Genomic DNA, 16,065 nt, shown 5'->3' on the forward strand with positions numbered 1-16,065 from the left:
GGAATGTCGGCCGGTGCGGTCGATTGCGCGTAGCCGTTGCGGAAGTCGTGAGGCCGCCGTCGCGCGAAAGCTTGGCGATACCGGCGGCATCTGCCTGCTTCTTAAGCACTCATAGAGGGTTTTCCAATTCACTGAGATGACCGAAAAATAGGCCGTAACGCCATGGCGAAGCTTGTCAGTCTGTTCATCTCCCGTCGCCAGCAGACGATCATCGCGATCGTCGTGGGGAGCTTGATCTTTGTTGTCCTGACCGGGGCGGCCGGTGTGTTCGCGCTGTACGAGGCGCGTCAGTCGATGCGGGCCGAGAGCCGCGTGGCGCTGGCGCCCTACGCCCAGATCCGTCGGAATCTCGACTCGACCTTTGCCGAGCTGGAAAAGCAGGTCACGGCCGCGCCCTGCAGCGCTGAATTCCGGGAACAGCTTCGCCGCGTGGCCTTCCTTCCGGACGGCTTTCACGAGTTCCTCTACGTTGTTGATGGCGCGGCGCTTTGCTCGGCCAGCATCGGGGTGTTCGAGACACCCCTGCAGTTCGGCGAGCCGGACATCCGGGTCGGGGCGGAGACCGTCGTCTGGATGCAGCGCGACCTGTCCTTCTCGGGATTCGAAGGTCTCTTCGGGAGCATCGTTCAGGAAGGCGACTTCGCCATTGTCGTGCGTCAGGACGAAGTGCCGCACGCGGTCCCGCAATGGATGGAGTTCGAGACCGTTGCAACGGCTTCGAGCGGTCGTCGATGGCACCTCGACGGCGTCGAGGGCGTCTTCGACGCCAACCGCCAGGCTGACATCGACGGCACCGCGCCGCTGTCCGGCACCGTTCGCAGCATCGATTGCGGCGACGACGGAATGATCTGCGTGGCCACCCAGGCCTCGCTGACCTCCCTGCTCGCACGCGGAGCGCCCTATGCCGTCGTGGCGCTGCTGTTCGCCGCGTTGCTGTCGGCTGTCCTTGCCATCCAGGCGCGCGCGCTGATCGTCCGGCGCTGGGCCTTCGACGCCCGCTTCCGCCGCTATCTCGACGCAGAGACCGTGGTGTGCGCCTACCAGCCGATCATGGAGCTCGCGACCGGCCGCATCGCCGGCTGCGAGGTGCTGGCGCGCTGGCGCGACATCGACGACACGATCGTCTATCCGGACCGCTTCATTCCGCTGGTCGAGCGTTACGGCCTGACCCGGCAGTTCACCCGGATGGTGGTCGAGAAGGCGCACCGCGAACTCTCCGCCGCGATGCCGGCGGGGTTGTTGCTGAAGGTCACGTTCAACGTCTTCCCCCGCGATCTCGACAGTGCCGTGCTCTGCGACATCTTCGGGCCGTTCCTCGCCGAGCCCGAGCGCTTCCGGGTGATCATCGAACTCGTCGAAAGCGACGCCATCGACATGGAGACGGCGCCCCGCGAGATCGAGCGGCTGCGCGACACCGGCATCCGCACCTACATCGACGACTTCGGCAGCGGCTACTCGAACATCCAGAACCTCGCGGCGCTGTCGGTGGACGGGGTCAAGCTGGACCGTGCCTTTGCCATGGCGCCGGCCGACAGCATGATGGCCCGGATGCTGTATCACGCCGTGGAGATGATCCATTCCTCCGGCCGAATGATGGTGGTCGAGGGAATCGAGACGGCCGAACGCCTCGAGGAACTGCGCGCCTTCCGCCCGGCGATCGACTTCGTGCAGGGTTACCACATCTCGCGGCCCCTCGGGATCGAGCCCTTCGCGGGATTCCTTGCCGACGCAAGCCGTCCGGATCAGCTCATCGCCAAGGCCGCATAGGGTTCCGGAAGATCGCTGGAACCGATCGCGCCGCCGGCTAGCAGCCTTTCCCATTGCCCTTTGGGGCCGGGTCGTCTATCCGATTTCCATGGACACGATGATCTCTGCAAAGAACTGGTGGTGGGCTCGCTGATAGCGGCCGGACCATCACGCATGTGATCAGTACCTCAAGGCCGCCTCGGATCATCCGGCGGCCTTTTTGCTATGTCGCCGGGGGTCCGGGCACGAGACCCGCAACGAGCTTGTCGCAAGACCCGGAGAAGATTCATGGTGACCGAACAGACCGAAGACGGACGGGAACGGTATGTAACCGCCGGAGGCATCGTCATCACCCGCAGCCGGCAGGCCGTGGCGTATGAAGGCGCGATCGAGCCCTATTTCGACTGGCTCGACACGCGCCGCGGGGCGGTCCTGTTCTCCAACTACGAATATCCCGGCCGCTATACGCGCCAGGACGTCGCCTTCGTCGATCCGCCGCTGGTCATCTCGTCGGACAGGCGCGACATGCGCATCGAGGCGCTGAACCCGCGCGGCCGTGTGCTGCTCGGCTTCATCGAGGCGGCGCTGGCCGGCAATGACGACATCGCGAGCCGCACGCGTAGCGACGACATCATCGACCTGACCATCGTCGAGCCGGCCGCGGCGGTGACCGAGGAAGAGCGTTCGCGCATGCCGAGCGTCTTCTCGGTGCTGCGGACCATCGTGTCGCTGTTCCGCTCCGAGGAGGGGCGCGAACTCGGCCTCTACGGCGCCTTCGGCTACGATCTCGCCTATCAGTTCGAGCCGGTGCCGGAAGTGCTGGAGCGCGATGCCGAGCGCCGCGACCTGGTGCTGTACCTGCCCGACGAACTGCTCGAGGTCGATCATTATTCGGCCTCGGCGTTCCGGACCCGCTACGACTTCGCCATGGACGGCGCCTCGACGGAAGGGCTGGAAGGCGGCGGGCCGAATGCGCCCTTCGCGCCCTCGGACCGGATCCCGCCACGCGGCGACCACAAGCCGGGCGAATATGCCGACCTCGTGCGCTCCGCCAAGGAGAAGTTCATGCGCGGCGATCTCTTCGAGGTCGTGCCCGGGCAGGTCTTCTACGAGCGTGCCGAGCACCGGCCGTCGGAGATCTCGCGCCGGCTCAAGGCGGTGAACCCGTCGCCCTATTCGTTCTTCGTCAATCTCGGGTCGAACGAGTTCCTGATCGGCGCCTCGCCGGAGATGTTCGTGCGGGTCAACGGTCGCCGGGTCGAGACCTGCCCGATCTCCGGCACGATCAAGCGCGGCGACGACGCCATCGCCGATTCCGAGCAGATCCTGAAGCTCCTGAACTCCAAGAAGGACGAGTCGGAACTGACCATGTGTTCCGACGTCGACCGCAACGACAAGAGCCGGGTCTGCGATCCGGGCTCGGTCCGGGTGATCGGGCGGCGCCAGATCGAGATGTATTCGCGCCTGATCCATACGGTCGATCACATCGAGGGCCGGCTGCGCGACGGCATGGACGCCTTCGACGCCTTCCTCTCCCATGCCTGGGCCGTGACCGTGACCGGCGCGCCCAAGCTGTGGGCCATGCGCTTCATTGAGAACAACGAGAAGAGCCCGCGCGCCTGGTATGGCGGCGCCGTCGGCATGGTGCATTTCAACGGCGACATGAATACCGGCCTGACCCTGCGCACGATCCGTCTGAAGGACGGCATCGCCGAAGTGCGGGCCGGCGCGACGCTGCTCTACGATTCGAACCCCGAGGACGAAGAGGCCGAGACCGAACTGAAGGCCTCGGCGCTGATCGGCGCCATCCGCGAGGCGGGCGCGCCCGATCCGGCCGCCGCCAAGCGCGATTCCGCCAAGGTGGGGGAGGGGCTGCGCATTCTCCTCGTCGATCACGAGGATTCCTTCGTCCATACGCTGGCGAACTATTTCCGCCAGACCGGCGCCGAGGTCTCGACGGTCCGCACGCCGGTGCCGGCGGAGATCTTCGAGCGGATCGCGCCGGATCTGGTGGTGCTGTCGCCGGGACCGGGCAATCCGTCCGACTTCGACTGCAAGGGCACCATTGCCCGGGCGCGCGAGCACGGCGCGGCGATCTTCGGCGTCTGTCTCGGTCTGCAGGCCCTTGCCGAAGCCTATGGCGGCACGCTGCGGACGCTGCACATGCCGGTGCACGGCAAGCCGTCGCGCATCCGCATTTCCGATCCCGGCATCATCTTCGCCGGCCTGCCGGCGGAGGTCACCGTCGGGCGCTACCACTCGATCTTCGCCGATCCCGTGCGCCTGCCCAAGGATTTCAACGTGACGGCCGAGACCGAGGACGGCATCGTCATGGCCTTCGAGCACCGGACCGAACCGGTATCGGCCGTGCAGTTTCATCCGGAGAGCATCATGAGCCTCGGTGGCGACGCCGGCATGCGGATGATCGAGAACATCGTCGCGGCACTGCCGCGCCGGGCCCGCGAACAGGCGGCCTGACACGGTGAGCGGCGGGTCGGAGATGGCGGCGGGTGCTGGTGCCCCGCTGGTGAAGCGCATCGCCATGGCGTCGGTCGCCGTGGCGGTGATCGTGCTCGCGATCAAATACGCCGCTTACCGGATGACCGGGTCGGTCGCGCTGTTCTCCGACGCGCTGGAATCCATCGTCAACGTCGTCGCCGGCCTGATCGCGCTCTGGGCCGTCACGCTCAGCTACAAGCCGGCCGACAGCGACCACCCCTTCGGCCACACCAAGGCGGAATATCTGTCCGCGGTGATCGAGGGCGTGCTGATCGTTCTGGCGGCGCTGCTCATCCTGCGCGAGGCATGGCAGGCCTATCTGGTGCCGCGGGCGATGGAGGAGCCGCTGATCGGCATCGCCATCAATGCCGCGGCAACGACCATCAATGCCGTCTGGGCGACCTATCTGATCCGCCAGGGCGCCGCTCGGCGCTCGCCCGCGCTCGCGGCGGACGGACGCCACATCATGGCGGACGTGGTGACCTCCGTCGGCGTCATCGGCGGATTGCTGATCGCCACCAGCACCGGCTGGACGATCCTCGATCCGCTGATGGCGGCCCTCGTCGCCCTGAATATCCTGCGCGAAGGGTATCTCGTCGTCATGAGCTCGCTGTCCGGGCTGATGGACCGTGCAATCGACCCGGAGGAGGAAGCCACCGTCCGCGACATCATCTCCTCGCATGCGGATGGAGCGCTCGAGGTTCACGATCTGAAGACCCGGCTGGCTGGCCGGGCAATCTTCATCGAGTTTCACATGGTCGTGCCGGAAACCATGACCGTCGGCATTGCCCATGAAATCTGCGATCGCATCGAGGATGCGCTGCAGGTGGCCTTCGACGGGGCCCGGGTGTCGATCCATGTCGAGCCGGAAGGCGAGGCCAAGCAGACGGGCGTGCCGGTTCTCTGACCCCGCCGGCTCGCCAAGGCTCTGAGATCAGGGGCAGCCCCTTGAAATCAAACGACGATTGCTTGCCATTTGCCGCCGCAGCGGCAATAGCTGGCGGCGGAGGGGACGCTGGAGTCGCGACGGGCTTGCGGCGCACTGCAACTGGACGGGGATCACCATGGGGGTCGACATCGGCGCGCCGAGCGGCAGGGCCAATCTCGCCGGCCTGAACGGCGTGCAGGCGTTTCTCGCCGCCATTTCCTGGCGCGAGAGGCCGGTGCTTCGCTGGGTCTTCGCCATCGTGGCGATCGGGCTCGCCTTCTGGGTCCGCTACGGGCTGGACGAGCAATTGCCGGCCGGCTTCCCGTATCTGTCGTTCTTCCCGGCGGTCATCATCACGACGTTCCTCGCCGGCACGGCGCCGGGAGCGTTGGTCGGTATCCTCGGCGGCCTGTCGGCCTGGTACTTCTTCATTCCGCCCTTCGATTCCTTCCTGCTCACGGGCGGTTCGCTGCTGGCGCTGGTCTTCTACGTCTTCATCGTGACGGTCGACATCGTGCTGATCCACTGGATGCACGTCGCGCTCGACCGGCTGACCGTCGAGAAGGAGGCGACCGCGCGCTACGCCAACGAGCGCGACCTTCTGTTCCGCGAGTTGCAGCACCGGGTCTCCAACAATCTCGCCGTCGTGTCGGCGCTCCTGAACACCCAGGCGCGCGTGTCCTCTTCCGCCGAGGCGACCGCCGCCCTGCAGCAGGCCTCCGCCCGCATCGGCCTCGTGTCCAAGATCCAGCGCCAGCTCCACGATCCGAGCCGCCAGAGCCTCGACATGGCGCCCTATCTGGCGCAGCTCGGCCCGGATCTCCTGGCGGCATCGGGGGTGACCAATGTGACCTATCTGACCGATGTCGCACCCACCGAGGTGGATGCCGAGACAGCCGTGCCGCTGGCGCTGATCGTGACCGAACTGATCTCCAACGCGATCGAGCATGGCTGCGCCGACGGCCGGCCGGGCACCATCCGGGTCTCGCTTCGCCCCGAGGACATGGCGGGCACTGCGGGCGAGGGCTGGACCCAGCGGCTGCAGGTCGCCGACGACGGACCGGGCTGGCCGGACGGCTTTTCCATTGCCGCGTCCCGCAATCTCGGCATGCGCATCGTCGCCTCTCTCACCCAGCAGATCGGCGGGCGCTTCGAGACGTCGAACGACGGCGGCGCGGTGGCGACGCTCGTCTTCGAGGCCCGGCCGGCCTTCGGGGCGTCGCCGGCGGACTGACCGGGCCGGCCGCGACTGTTGCATTTTCGGCTTGCCATCGACGGATTTGCGGCTAGTCTTCGCCGCATGAACGCGACGCCATCCATCTTCGGCATGATCGCGGCCCCGAGCCGGGCCGGCGACGCCGTGCGTCCGCTCTCGCTTCTACGCCTTCTCCTTCTTAGCTGCGGCCGTCGGACCCGTTGACCTGAAGGGGGCGTCCGGCGGTCGAGCCGGCACTGTGGTCCGACCCGGCCCGCGCGCTCAGCCCCTCTCGCTTTACAAGACGGTTCCAATTGCCGATGACCGGCCAGATGCGCGCGAAGCCGCCGCAGCCGTCATCCGCCCAGCGATCAAGGTGCGAAGACCATGTCCGTTACACCCGCCACCCATCCGGCCGCAGACGTCCGGCAGGCGCCGCCTGAAACGGCCGAGCGCCGCGGCACAATGCCGTCGGCCTCCCGCAAATACCAGCCCTATGGCCAGGTCGATCTGCCCGACCGGACATGGCCGTCCAAGACCATCACCGAGCCGCCGATCTGGTGTTCGGTGGATCTGCGCGACGGCAACCAGGCGCTGGTCGATCCGATGGGGCAGGACCGCAAGGCCCGGTTCTTTGCACTCCTGAAGGCGATGAACTTCAAGGAGATCGAGATCGGTTTCCCGTCCGCCTCGCAGACCGATTTCGATTTCGTGCGCTGGTGCATCGAGGAGGGCGAGACACCGGACGACGTGTCGCTGCAGGTGCTGGTGCAGTGCCGGCCTGAGCTGATCTCGCGCACCTTCGAGTCGCTGGAGGGTTCGCACCGGCCGATCGTGCATTTCTACAATTCCACCAGCGAATTGCAGCGCCGCGTGGTGTTCCAGAAGGATCGCGCCGGCATTCGCGAGATCGCCACCGACGCCGCCAAGATGGTCGTCGACATGGCGGCCAAGGCCGGCGGCGGTTACCGCTTCCAGTATTCGCCGGAAAGCTTCACCGGGACCGAACTCGATTTCGCCGTCGAGATCTGCAACGCAGTCGCCGAGATCGTCCAGCCGACGCCCGAGAACAAGCTGATCCTCAACCTGCCGGCGACGGTCGAGATGTCGACGCCGAACATCCATGCCGACCAGATGGAATGGATGTGCCGCAATCTCGACAATCGTGACAGCCTGATCGTCTCGCTGCATCCCCACAACGACCGCGGCACCGCGGTCGCGGCGACCGAACTGGGCCTGATGGCCGGGGCGGACCGGGTCGAGGGCACGCTGTTCGGCAATGGCGAGCGCACCGGCAATGTCGATCTCGTCACCCTGGCGCTGAACATGTTCACGCAAGGGGTGGATCCGGGTCTCGACGTCTCGGACATCAACCACATCAAGGAGATCTTCGAGTACTGCAACCAGATGACGATCCACGAGCGTCATCCCTATGTGGGCGAGCTGGTCTACACGGCCTTTTCCGGGTCGCATCAGGACGCGATCAACAAGGGCATGAAGGCCCGCAAGGTCGCCAACAAGGAATTGTGGGAAGTCCCGTATCTGCCGATCGATCCGAAGGATGTCGGCCGATCCTACGAGGCGATCATCCGCATCAATTCGCAGTCGGGCAAGGGTGGCATCGCCTATGTGCTGCAGGCCGATTACGGCCTGAACCTGCCGCGCAACCTGCAGGTGGAGTTCCGCGAGGACATCCAGCACATCACCGACGAGGAAGGCCGAGAGCTGCCGGTCAAGCGCATCTACGAGCGCTTCATCGAGCGTTATGTCGAGCAGCCCGACGGCCGCATCCGGTTCGTCGAGCACACCACCCGGCCGAGCGCGAATGTGAAGGGCGAACGGATCGTCGAGGCGACCATCCTCGACAATGGCGTGGAGACCACGATCGAGGGGATCGGAACCGGGCCGATCGACGGGTTCGTCAACGCCCTCTGCCGCCATCTGGGGCTGGAGTTCTCGGTGTTCGACTATTCAGAACACTCGCTGGGCGCGGGCTCCGACGCGGGCGCCATCTGCTACATGGAAGTGCAGCACGAGGGCGGACGGCTGTTCGGCGTCGGCATGAACAAGAACATCGTCACCGCTTCGCTCGAAGCGCTGGTCGCCGCGGCGAACCGCCTCCTGGCGTCGCGCTGATGAGCGACGCCGAAGCACCGCGCCTGTTTGCCATCGAACAGGGCGGCGAAGCCGGCGGTACGGCGCGGCCCGTCGTGCTGCTGCACGGCTTCGACGGCCGGGCGGCCGTGTGGGAGGCGCTACAACGGCGCCTCGCCACCCCGCAGCGGCTGGTTCTCGCCTTCGACCTGCCGGGCCATGGCCGGTCGCGGGACTATCCCGGCTTCGGTCCGCCCAAGGTGGCGGCGCGGGCGGTGATCGCCGAGATGGAGGCGCGGGGCATCGCCTCCGCCCACCTCGTCGGCCACTCGATGGGCGGCGCCATTGCCTGCCTCGTCAGCCTGTTCGCACCGGACCGGGTAGCCTCGCTGACGCTGCTCGCCCCGGGCGGATTTGGTCCGGAGATCGGCAGCGACCTGATCGCAGCGGTGATGACGGCCGAGGGCGCCGAGGCGGTCCGCACGTCGCTTGGCGCGATGGGCGCCCCGGGCTGGCAGCCGGACAGCGAGATGGCCGCCGCGATCGCCGCCGCCCGGACGCCGGAGGACCGCGCCGCGGTCGCGCAGATGTTCGATCTCCTGTTCATGGCCGAGGATGGCGGCGGAGGCGGGACGCAGGGCGTTCTGCCGCTCGAGACCATCGCGGCGAGCGGCGTGCCGATCTCGCTCGTATGGGGCACGGAGGATCCGGTCACACCGTTCGCGCAGGGCGCCGGGGCGCCGCCGGGCTTCGCCCTGACCGCGCTGGCCGGGCACGGCCACATGCTGATGCTGGAGGCGGAAGACGCCTGCGAGAGCGCGATTCTGGCGTCGATCGAGCAGGTCGATGGCGTCTGAGCCGGAGCGTCACGCAGTTTCTTCCAATCGCGATTCCGAATATGATAAACCCCCGGTTAACGAATTGGATTCGAGGCGACGATCGATGGGCGAAGGCAAGGACAATGTCGCGACCCTGATGGGGACGAAGCGACTGGCCGATGCCGTGCGACAGGCCAAGATCGCTGCCGCGCAGCGCTCGGACGTCGTCGTCGATATCCGCGAGGCCGATCGCGCGCGGCTCGAAATCCTGCAGGAAGAGCTGCAGCCGCTGATCGACGAACTGCCGGCGGGCGAGGACATGTTCGACTTCACCCTGTCGGGCGGCGCCCATGCGCGCCTGTGGATCGACGGCACCGCCAACGTCGTCATGGCCCGCGACCGGCGCACCTATCGCCTCGTCCGCGAAACGCGCCTCGGCCGGGTCACGCTGGTCGAATCCACCGAAGCACGGATCATCGCCGATCGGGTGACGGACTACGTCGCCGAACGGATCGTGGAGCGCGACAAGGCTTTCGCGGTCAATGACGAGCTGAACGAGCGGATCGCCAAGCCGGCGCATCCGGTTCGCCGTACCAACGAGGCGCCGCTGCGCCAGCCGGAGCCGCAGCGCTCGCGTTCGACCGACTTCGTCATCGCCGCCGTCTGGCTGATGATCGGCGTCGTCGTCGGCGCCGGCCTGCTGCTGGCGATCTCGTCCTATCTCGGCGTTTCCGTCGGCTGATCAGGCCGCCGGCCGCGAATCCTCGCGCGAGGTCGTGTTGACGGCGCGCCCGTCGCTCAGGAGTTCGCGCTGGCGCACCCAGCCGATGCCCGGACGCTCCTCGCGGGCGCCGCGTTCGCGCTGGATCAGCGACCATTTTCCCGGCTCGCCGTCGATCTCGAACAGATTGTAGCGCGAGGCCGGATGCGAGCTGCCGGGCGCCTGGCTCGCCGACGGCACGCCGACCACCGGCACCATGCCCTGCGGCCCTTTGAGCCAATGCAGGGTATCGAGATGCGTATGGCCGTGCAGCACGAGCTCGGCGCCCATCTCGTGGATCACCTTCGAAAAGAACTGTTTGCCGATCAGCCGCTTGTGCCAAGCCGTCGAGCCGGAGATCGGCGGATGGTGGATCAGCACCACGCGAAACTGGCCATGCGCGCCGGCGTGTTCGAGCTGCTTGGCGAGCGCCATCGCCTGGCGCCGGCGGAACGTGCCGGTGGCGAAGAACGGCGCCGTCGCTTCCGCGGTGGAGACACCGAAGATCGCGACGGGCCCGCGGACCCGCACATAGGGGAACGAGTTGCCGATGGCGTTCAGCGGATTGTCGCCGATCATGTACTCGTACCATTCCCGGTAGGATCGCTTCAGCGCGCCGGGGACATAGGCGTCGTGATTGCCTGGCACCACGGAGACGTCGTGCGGCTTGCCGAGTTCCTCGAGCCAGATGCGGGCCGCCATGGTCTCGACCTTGGTCGCAAGATTGACGAGGTCGCCGGTGACCGCGATGTGGTCCGGCGCTTCCTGCTGCAGGTCCTGAATGAGGTTGGCGAGCGTGTCGCCGAACATCACCCTGCGGCGATTGCGATGCCAGTTGACGTAACCGGTCACCCGCTTCGACGCGAGTTCGCGGATCGACAATTCAGGCAATGGACCAAGATGGATATCGGAGAGATGGGCGAGACGAAACATGCCTGTCATCCTAGGTGAGGAGCGACGGATTGCTAGGGTTGGCGAACGAAGGACGGCGATGCGTTTCGAGAAACTGATGGTGCGCATCCTGCATGGCGTGCATGTGGTGGCACGGCCCATGACCCTCGGCGTTCGCGGTTTCGTCTTTGATGACGCGGGGCGGATCTGCCTGGTGCGGCACACCTATGTCTCGGGCTGGTACCTGCCCGGCGGCGGTGTCGATCCCGGCGAGACGGCGGCCGAGGCGATGACGCGCGAGGTGCGAGAGGAGGCAGGGATCGTGCTTCTGGGCGAGCCGGAGCTGGTCTCGGCCCATTTCAACCGCAACGCCTCCAACCGCGATCACGTGCTGCTCTATCGCTGCGGCGCGTTCCGGCGCGAGACGAACCACAAGCCGGGCGCCGAGATCGCCGAGATGGGGTTCTTCGCGCCTGGCGAGCTGCCGGATGGCACCACCAACGCAACCCGGCGCCGTCTCGCCGAACTGACCGGCGAGACGGTGCGCGACCCCTATTGGTGAACGGCCAGCCGCTCGCGCCCGTGCGGCACGGTGAGATCCTGCTTCGGACCGACGGGGATGATGCCGGTCGGATTGATCGTCGCGTGGCTGGAATAGTAGTGACCCTTGATATGGTCGAAGTCGACCGTCTCGGCCACGCCCGGAACCTGATAGAGTTCAAGCATGTATTTGAAGAGGTTCGGGTAGTCCCTGATCTGCTGCAGATTGCATTTGAAGTGCCCGAAATAGACCGGGTCGAAGCGGATCAGCGTGGTGAACAACCGCCAGTCCGCCTCGGTCGGCGCGGCGCTGGCGACGAGGTAGCGCTGCTTCGACAGCAACGCCTCGAGCCGGTCGAGCGCGTTGAACAACTGTCCGAAGGGCTTCTCGTAAGCCTGCTGCGTCGTCGCAAAGCCGCATTTGTAGACGCCGTTGTTGACGTGGTCGTAGACGTCCGCGTTGATCGCATCGATGTCGTCGCGCAGATCGTCCGGTGACAGGTCGACCGAGGCATCGCCATAGGCGTCGAAGCCGCGGTTCAGGATGCGCAGGATTTCCGAGGATTCATTGTTGACGATGGTCCCGGTCTGCTTGTCCCAGAGGACCGGCACGGTGACCCGCCCGGTGTAGTGCGGGTCGGCTTCCAGGTAGATTTCATAGAGCCGCTTCTTGCCGAAGATCGGATCGGGAATTGCCCCGGGACGGTCGGAGAAGACCCAGCCTTCCTCGCCCATGTGGTAGTCGACCACCGACAGGGAGATGACGTCCTCCAGCTTCTTCAGCTTGCGGGCGATCAGCGTGCGGTGGGCCCAGGGGCAGGCGAGGGAGACGTAGAGATGGTAGCGGCCGGGCTCGGCCTTGTAGCCGGTCTGGCCGTCCGGGCCGGGCGATCCGTCGGCGGTGATCCAGTCGCGAAAGCTCGTGGTCGAGCGCTGGAAGCTGCCGCCGGTCGATTTCGTATCGTACCATTTGTCCTGCCACTGGCCGTCTACGAGCAGTCCCATTGGCGATCTCCTTCGGTTCGGGTTCGTTAGACTAACCGAAGTGGCACCCGCGCGTTCCGGTAGCAGCCGCGACGCAGCGTCAACGCTCGGGCACCAACCGGCCGGATGGGCTCCGGCTGGACCTTCCCTGATCGCAGTGCTAACCGGATTGCCGGACTTGAGGAGTGCTCCGATGATCATCCGCCGACGACGACACAGGATCTGCGCGCACGCGCACTGACCGTCGTCGTTTGCCGGTATCCCGATCAGCCGATGGGAGCCCAGCGAGCGGCGCTGACGCCCGCCCGACCTGGAATGCCCGTCATGCTTGCCCTTTCCGACGTCCGGTATCTTCCGGAAGATCCTGACCACCATGCCGCCATCGATGCCATTGCCGCCGAGGCGTTCGGCCCCGGTCGCTTCACCCGCGCCGCCGAGCGTGTTCGCGAGATGGCCCGCCATGCGCCGGCGCTCTCCTTCGTCGCCGAACATGACGGGGCGATCATCGGTTCGGTTCGGCTGACCCCGATCGCGATCGGCGAGGCCCCGTCGCTGATGCTGGGGCCGCTCGCGGTCCGGCCGGCCTTCAAGAACCGTGGCGTCGGCAAGGCGCTGATGCAGCGCGCCGCTACGGCTGCCCGCGAGGCGGGCGAGAGCTCGATCATCCTCGTCGGCGATCCGCCCTATTACGCGCCGCTCGGCTATCGTCCTTTGCCCCGCGGCTCGGTGATCATGCCGGGGCCCGTCGATCTGGCCCGGCTCCTGGGCCTGGAGCTCGTCGACGGTGCGCTCGGCGGGGTGACGGGACATGTCGGCGCGCGGCGCCTCTGAGCGCTGTCCCACAGACTTGATGAACCACGGGCAAGCGCGGATTGCACCGAGCGGCAATCCGGCCTAAAATTCCGCAGGGGAATGCGGAAGGTTCGACGCAATGCCCGCCATGATCGACATAGTCGCGATATTGGTGACGATCCTGGCACCGCTGGTGCCGGCGATCCTGCTCTACAGGTCCGTCCCGTCCACCGGACAGGCGAGTGGCGCGCTGGCCGGCGTGAATTTCAAGCTCGGCGGCGCGGTCGCCGGCTATGTCGTGATCTTCCTCATCGCGATCCTGTTCCTGAAACCCATGACGATCAGCTCGCCGCGCTACGAGATCGTCAAGATGCAGGGCACGGTCGAGATCGGCGGCGTCGCCGAGAACGAGCTCGACATGCGATCCTTCCGGATGAGCATCAGCCCGCGGCAATGGGGGCAGGAAGGAACGGTCGGGCCTCAGTTGGTGCGGTGGACGGCGTCGGTGCCCAGGAAGATCAATCCCGACGGCAAATCCCCCTGGTTCTTCGACTATTTCGTCGTGTCCTACGATGGGCACCAGAGCAAGATGATTCCGGTCAATGGCGGGACCCTGCTGAGCGGGATCGACACCATCGACTACGGCAAGCAGGTCCTCGAGCCCGTGCGCCGGGGAAGGGCGTCGGAGATCATCCTCAGCGAAGCGGGAGGCCGCGCAGGTGATTGAGACGAGAAGGACCTCTCGATCAGCGATTGCGCTGTGGCTGGCGCTTCCCGCCCTGGCGATGGCGTTCGCGATGAAACCCGTTCATGCCGGTGGCCTGTTCGGCGATCTGGTGGCGAGCGAAGCCGCCAATACCGGCGACGACGCATCCCCCAGGGCGCCGCGAAGCCGCGCAGGCATGGAGAAGGCGCTGGCCGATCAGCTCATCAGCCTCTGTTCGGAGCCGGACTCCTGCATGCAGGCCGTGACGAACGATTCCGGCTACTTCCAGTTCGATGACGTTCCGCCGGGGACCTACATCCTCGAGACCCTGGGCCCAGACGGGAGCGTTGTCAGCGGAAGCGTCGACGTCGAGGCGGACTCGATGCAAGGGGTGAAGATCGTGACCCCGTCTGCCGCCTCGAAGAGGTGAGAGACCGCGAAAGGGGATCGCCGCGTACGTTCGTCTCCCAAGCCGAGGACGGCGGTTGACTATCGGCGTGAGCCTCTGAAATGTCCGGTTGCTGCCTCGTGGCAGGCATCGTCCGACACCACAACTGCGCCGCCCGCCGCGTGATCCGGCGTACCGCCGGCTTCGGTTCACGCAGCCGCGTGTTCGGCGCGCGGTTCCGGTTTCTGAGGTTTGCCGTAAAGGCCGATATTGGCGTCGCCCCACTGCTTCAGCGACCGCAGGATCGGCTCCATGCTGCGGCCGAGCGGCGTCAGGCTGTATTCGACCTTCGGCGGAACCTGCGCATAGACCTTGCGGTCGATGAGGCCATCTTCCTCCATCTCCCGCAGCTGGTTCGTCAGCGTCCGCGGCGTGATGCTGACCAGATGCCGCTTCAGTTCGCCGAACCGCAACGTCCCGTCCAGCAGATGGAACAGGATCACCGACTTCCACTTGCCGTCGATCAGCCCGATGGCCGCCTCGACAGAACAGCCGGGGGTGCAGTCGAACCGGGAATGCCGGATTTTCGCCATGGTGGTATCCTTCTTGATACTAGTGGCGTCATTTGTGCGTATTGCTCTCATGCAAGCATAGGAACATCTTCGGCCCTGTTCAATCGGATCGCGTGACGGAGCAGGATGATGAAAGCGATTGCGTACAGGAATGCCGGGACGATCGATCGGCCGGACGCGCTGGTGGATGTGGAACTCGACCGCCCCGTTCCGGCCGGCCGCGATCTTCTCGTCGAGGTGCGTGCGATCTCGGTCAATCCGGTGGACTACAAGATCCGGGCAAATGTCGATCCGGACGGCGCGTGGAAGGTGCTGGGCTGGGATGCCGTTGGCCGTGTCGTCGAGGCCAGCGAATCCGTCGAGGGCTTCAAGGTCGGCGACGACGTCTACTATGCCGGATCGCTGGTGCGTCCTGGGGCCAACAGCCAGTTCCATCTCGTCGACGAGCGCATCGTCGGACACAAGCCGGCCTCGCTCTCCGACGCCGAAGCGGCGGCGTTGCCGCTGACCGCGATCACAGCCTGGGAAATGCTGTTCGACCGGTTCGACCTGACGCGGCCGGTGCCGGGCTCGGCGAACGCCATCCTGATCATCGGCGGGGCCGGCGGGGTCGCCTCGATCGCCATCCAGCTGGTTCGGGCCCTGACCGACTTGACGGTCATCGCCACGGCCTCGCGTCCCGAAACCCGCGACTGGGTCATGGATCTCGGCGCGCACCATGTGATCGATCACAGCAAGCCGCTGGCCGAAGAGATCAAGGCCCTCGGCATTGGCGCGCCCGGCTTCGTCTTCTCGACCAACGGGACCGCCGACAATCTGGACGCCATCGTCGAACTGATCGCGCCGCAGGGTCATTTCGGCCTGATCGACGACCCCGATGCCCTGAATGTCTCGGCCTTCAAGCAGAAATCCGTGTCCACCCACTGGGAGTTCATGTTCACGCGATCGATGTTCGAGACCGCCGACATGGACGAGCAGGGCAAGCTGCTCGACAAGGTCGCCGAGCTGATCGACACCGGCAAGATCCGCACGACGCTCGGCGAGGTGATGACGCCGATCAATGCCGAGACCCTGAAGGAAGCACATCGCAAGTCCGAAGCCGGCCGGGTCAAGGGCAAGATCGTCCTCGAAGGCTTCTGACCGGTTCGATTT

15 protein-coding genes are annotated in these 16,065 nt (G+C 66.0%); 12 read left to right on the plus strand and 3 right to left on the minus strand.

Translation table 11 applies throughout. The annotated features are described in order from the left end of the window. Positions 1-162 precede the first annotated feature (162 nt). From ACEQX1_RS11350 to ACEQX1_RS11380, 7 genes are all read left to right on the plus strand, one after another. Entirely contained in the window at positions 163-1,767 is a 1,605-nt protein-coding gene (locus tag ACEQX1_RS11350; protein WP_370196839.1) for an EAL domain-containing protein, read from the plus strand. A 267-nt stretch (positions 1,768-2,034) separates the two neighbouring features. After that, positions 2,035-4,224, plus strand: coding sequence for an anthranilate synthase (locus tag ACEQX1_RS11355; RefSeq protein WP_370196840.1), 2,190 nt, complete (start codon positions 2,035-2,037; stop codon positions 4,222-4,224). A gap of 22 nt (positions 4,225-4,246) precedes the next feature. Beyond that, entirely contained in the window at positions 4,247-5,152 is a 906-nt protein-coding gene (locus tag ACEQX1_RS11360; protein ID WP_024350389.1) for a cation diffusion facilitator family transporter, read from the plus strand. A gap of 157 nt (positions 5,153-5,309) precedes the next feature. Beyond that, positions 5,310-6,407 carry a sensor histidine kinase gene (locus tag ACEQX1_RS11365; protein WP_370194755.1) on the plus strand — a complete coding sequence of 366 codons (1,098 nt, stop codon included), beginning with the start codon at positions 5,310-5,312 and terminating at the stop codon, positions 6,405-6,407. 426 nt (positions 6,408-6,833) lie between these two features. Beyond that, complete coding sequence (leuA, locus tag ACEQX1_RS11370) at positions 6,834-8,504, plus strand: 2-isopropylmalate synthase (protein ID WP_228239870.1); 1,671 nt, start codon at positions 6,834-6,836, stop codon at positions 8,502-8,504. After that, a complete protein-coding gene (locus ACEQX1_RS11375; protein ID WP_370196841.1) occupies positions 8,504-9,319 on the plus strand; it encodes an alpha/beta fold hydrolase in 816 nt (271 codons plus the stop codon). Before leuA ends, ACEQX1_RS11375 begins: the two co-directional genes overlap by 1 nt. A gap of 85 nt (positions 9,320-9,404) precedes the next feature. Continuing rightward, positions 9,405-10,022 (plus strand): hypothetical protein, encoded by a 618-nt coding sequence (locus tag ACEQX1_RS11380; RefSeq protein WP_024350393.1) that lies wholly within the window; start codon positions 9,405-9,407, stop codon positions 10,020-10,022. Here the strand turns inward: ACEQX1_RS11380 and ACEQX1_RS11385 are convergent, their stop codons facing one another. Next, positions 10,023-10,973, minus strand: coding sequence for a metallophosphoesterase (locus tag ACEQX1_RS11385; protein WP_370194752.1), 951 nt, complete (start codon positions 10,971-10,973; stop codon positions 10,023-10,025). 58 nt (positions 10,974-11,031) lie between these two features. Between ACEQX1_RS11385 and ACEQX1_RS11390 the strand changes: the two genes are divergently transcribed. Then, the gene (locus tag ACEQX1_RS11390) at positions 11,032-11,493 is read left to right on the plus strand and encodes an NUDIX domain-containing protein (protein ID WP_370194751.1); all 462 of its coding nucleotides are present in this window, start codon (positions 11,032-11,034) and stop codon (positions 11,491-11,493) included. On the opposite strand, the gene ACEQX1_RS11395 is transcribed toward ACEQX1_RS11390, so the two are convergent. Then, positions 11,484-12,476 (minus strand): glutathione S-transferase family protein, encoded by a 993-nt coding sequence (locus tag ACEQX1_RS11395; RefSeq protein ID WP_370194749.1) that lies wholly within the window; start codon positions 12,474-12,476, stop codon positions 11,484-11,486. The genes ACEQX1_RS11390 and ACEQX1_RS11395 overlap by 10 nt on opposite strands. A 303-nt stretch (positions 12,477-12,779) precedes the next feature. On the opposite strand from ACEQX1_RS11395, the gene ACEQX1_RS11400 reads away from it, so the two are divergent. From ACEQX1_RS11400 to ACEQX1_RS11410, 3 genes are all read left to right on the plus strand, one after another. Further along, entirely contained in the window at positions 12,780-13,286 is a 507-nt protein-coding gene (locus ACEQX1_RS11400) for a GNAT family N-acetyltransferase (protein ID WP_370194748.1), read from the plus strand. A gap of 109 nt (positions 13,287-13,395) precedes the next feature. After that, a complete protein-coding gene (locus ACEQX1_RS11405; protein ID WP_228239782.1) occupies positions 13,396-13,974 on the plus strand; it encodes a hypothetical protein in 579 nt (192 codons plus the stop codon). Beyond that, positions 13,967-14,383, plus strand: coding sequence for a hypothetical protein (locus tag ACEQX1_RS11410; protein WP_370194746.1), 417 nt, complete (start codon positions 13,967-13,969; stop codon positions 14,381-14,383). The genes ACEQX1_RS11405 and ACEQX1_RS11410 overlap by 8 nt, the downstream gene beginning before the upstream one ends. A gap of 167 nt (positions 14,384-14,550) precedes the next feature. Here ACEQX1_RS11410 and ACEQX1_RS11415 read toward each other — a convergent pair whose 3' ends face one another. Continuing rightward, the gene (locus ACEQX1_RS11415) at positions 14,551-14,934 is read right to left on the minus strand and encodes a helix-turn-helix domain-containing protein (RefSeq protein ID WP_230784624.1); all 384 of its coding nucleotides are present in this window, start codon (positions 14,932-14,934) and stop codon (positions 14,551-14,553) included. 108 nt (positions 14,935-15,042) lie between these two features. On the opposite strand from ACEQX1_RS11415, the gene ACEQX1_RS11420 reads away from it, so the two are divergent. Then, a complete protein-coding gene (locus tag ACEQX1_RS11420) occupies positions 15,043-16,053 on the plus strand; it encodes a zinc-binding alcohol dehydrogenase family protein (RefSeq protein WP_370194743.1) in 1,011 nt (336 codons plus the stop codon). Positions 16,054-16,065 lie beyond the last annotated feature (12 nt).

Origin of the sequence: Aurantimonas sp., from assembly GCF_964217435.1 — a bacterium.
In the GTDB taxonomy this organism is placed as follows: domain Bacteria; phylum Pseudomonadota; class Alphaproteobacteria; order Rhizobiales; family Rhizobiaceae; genus Aurantimonas; species Aurantimonas coralicida.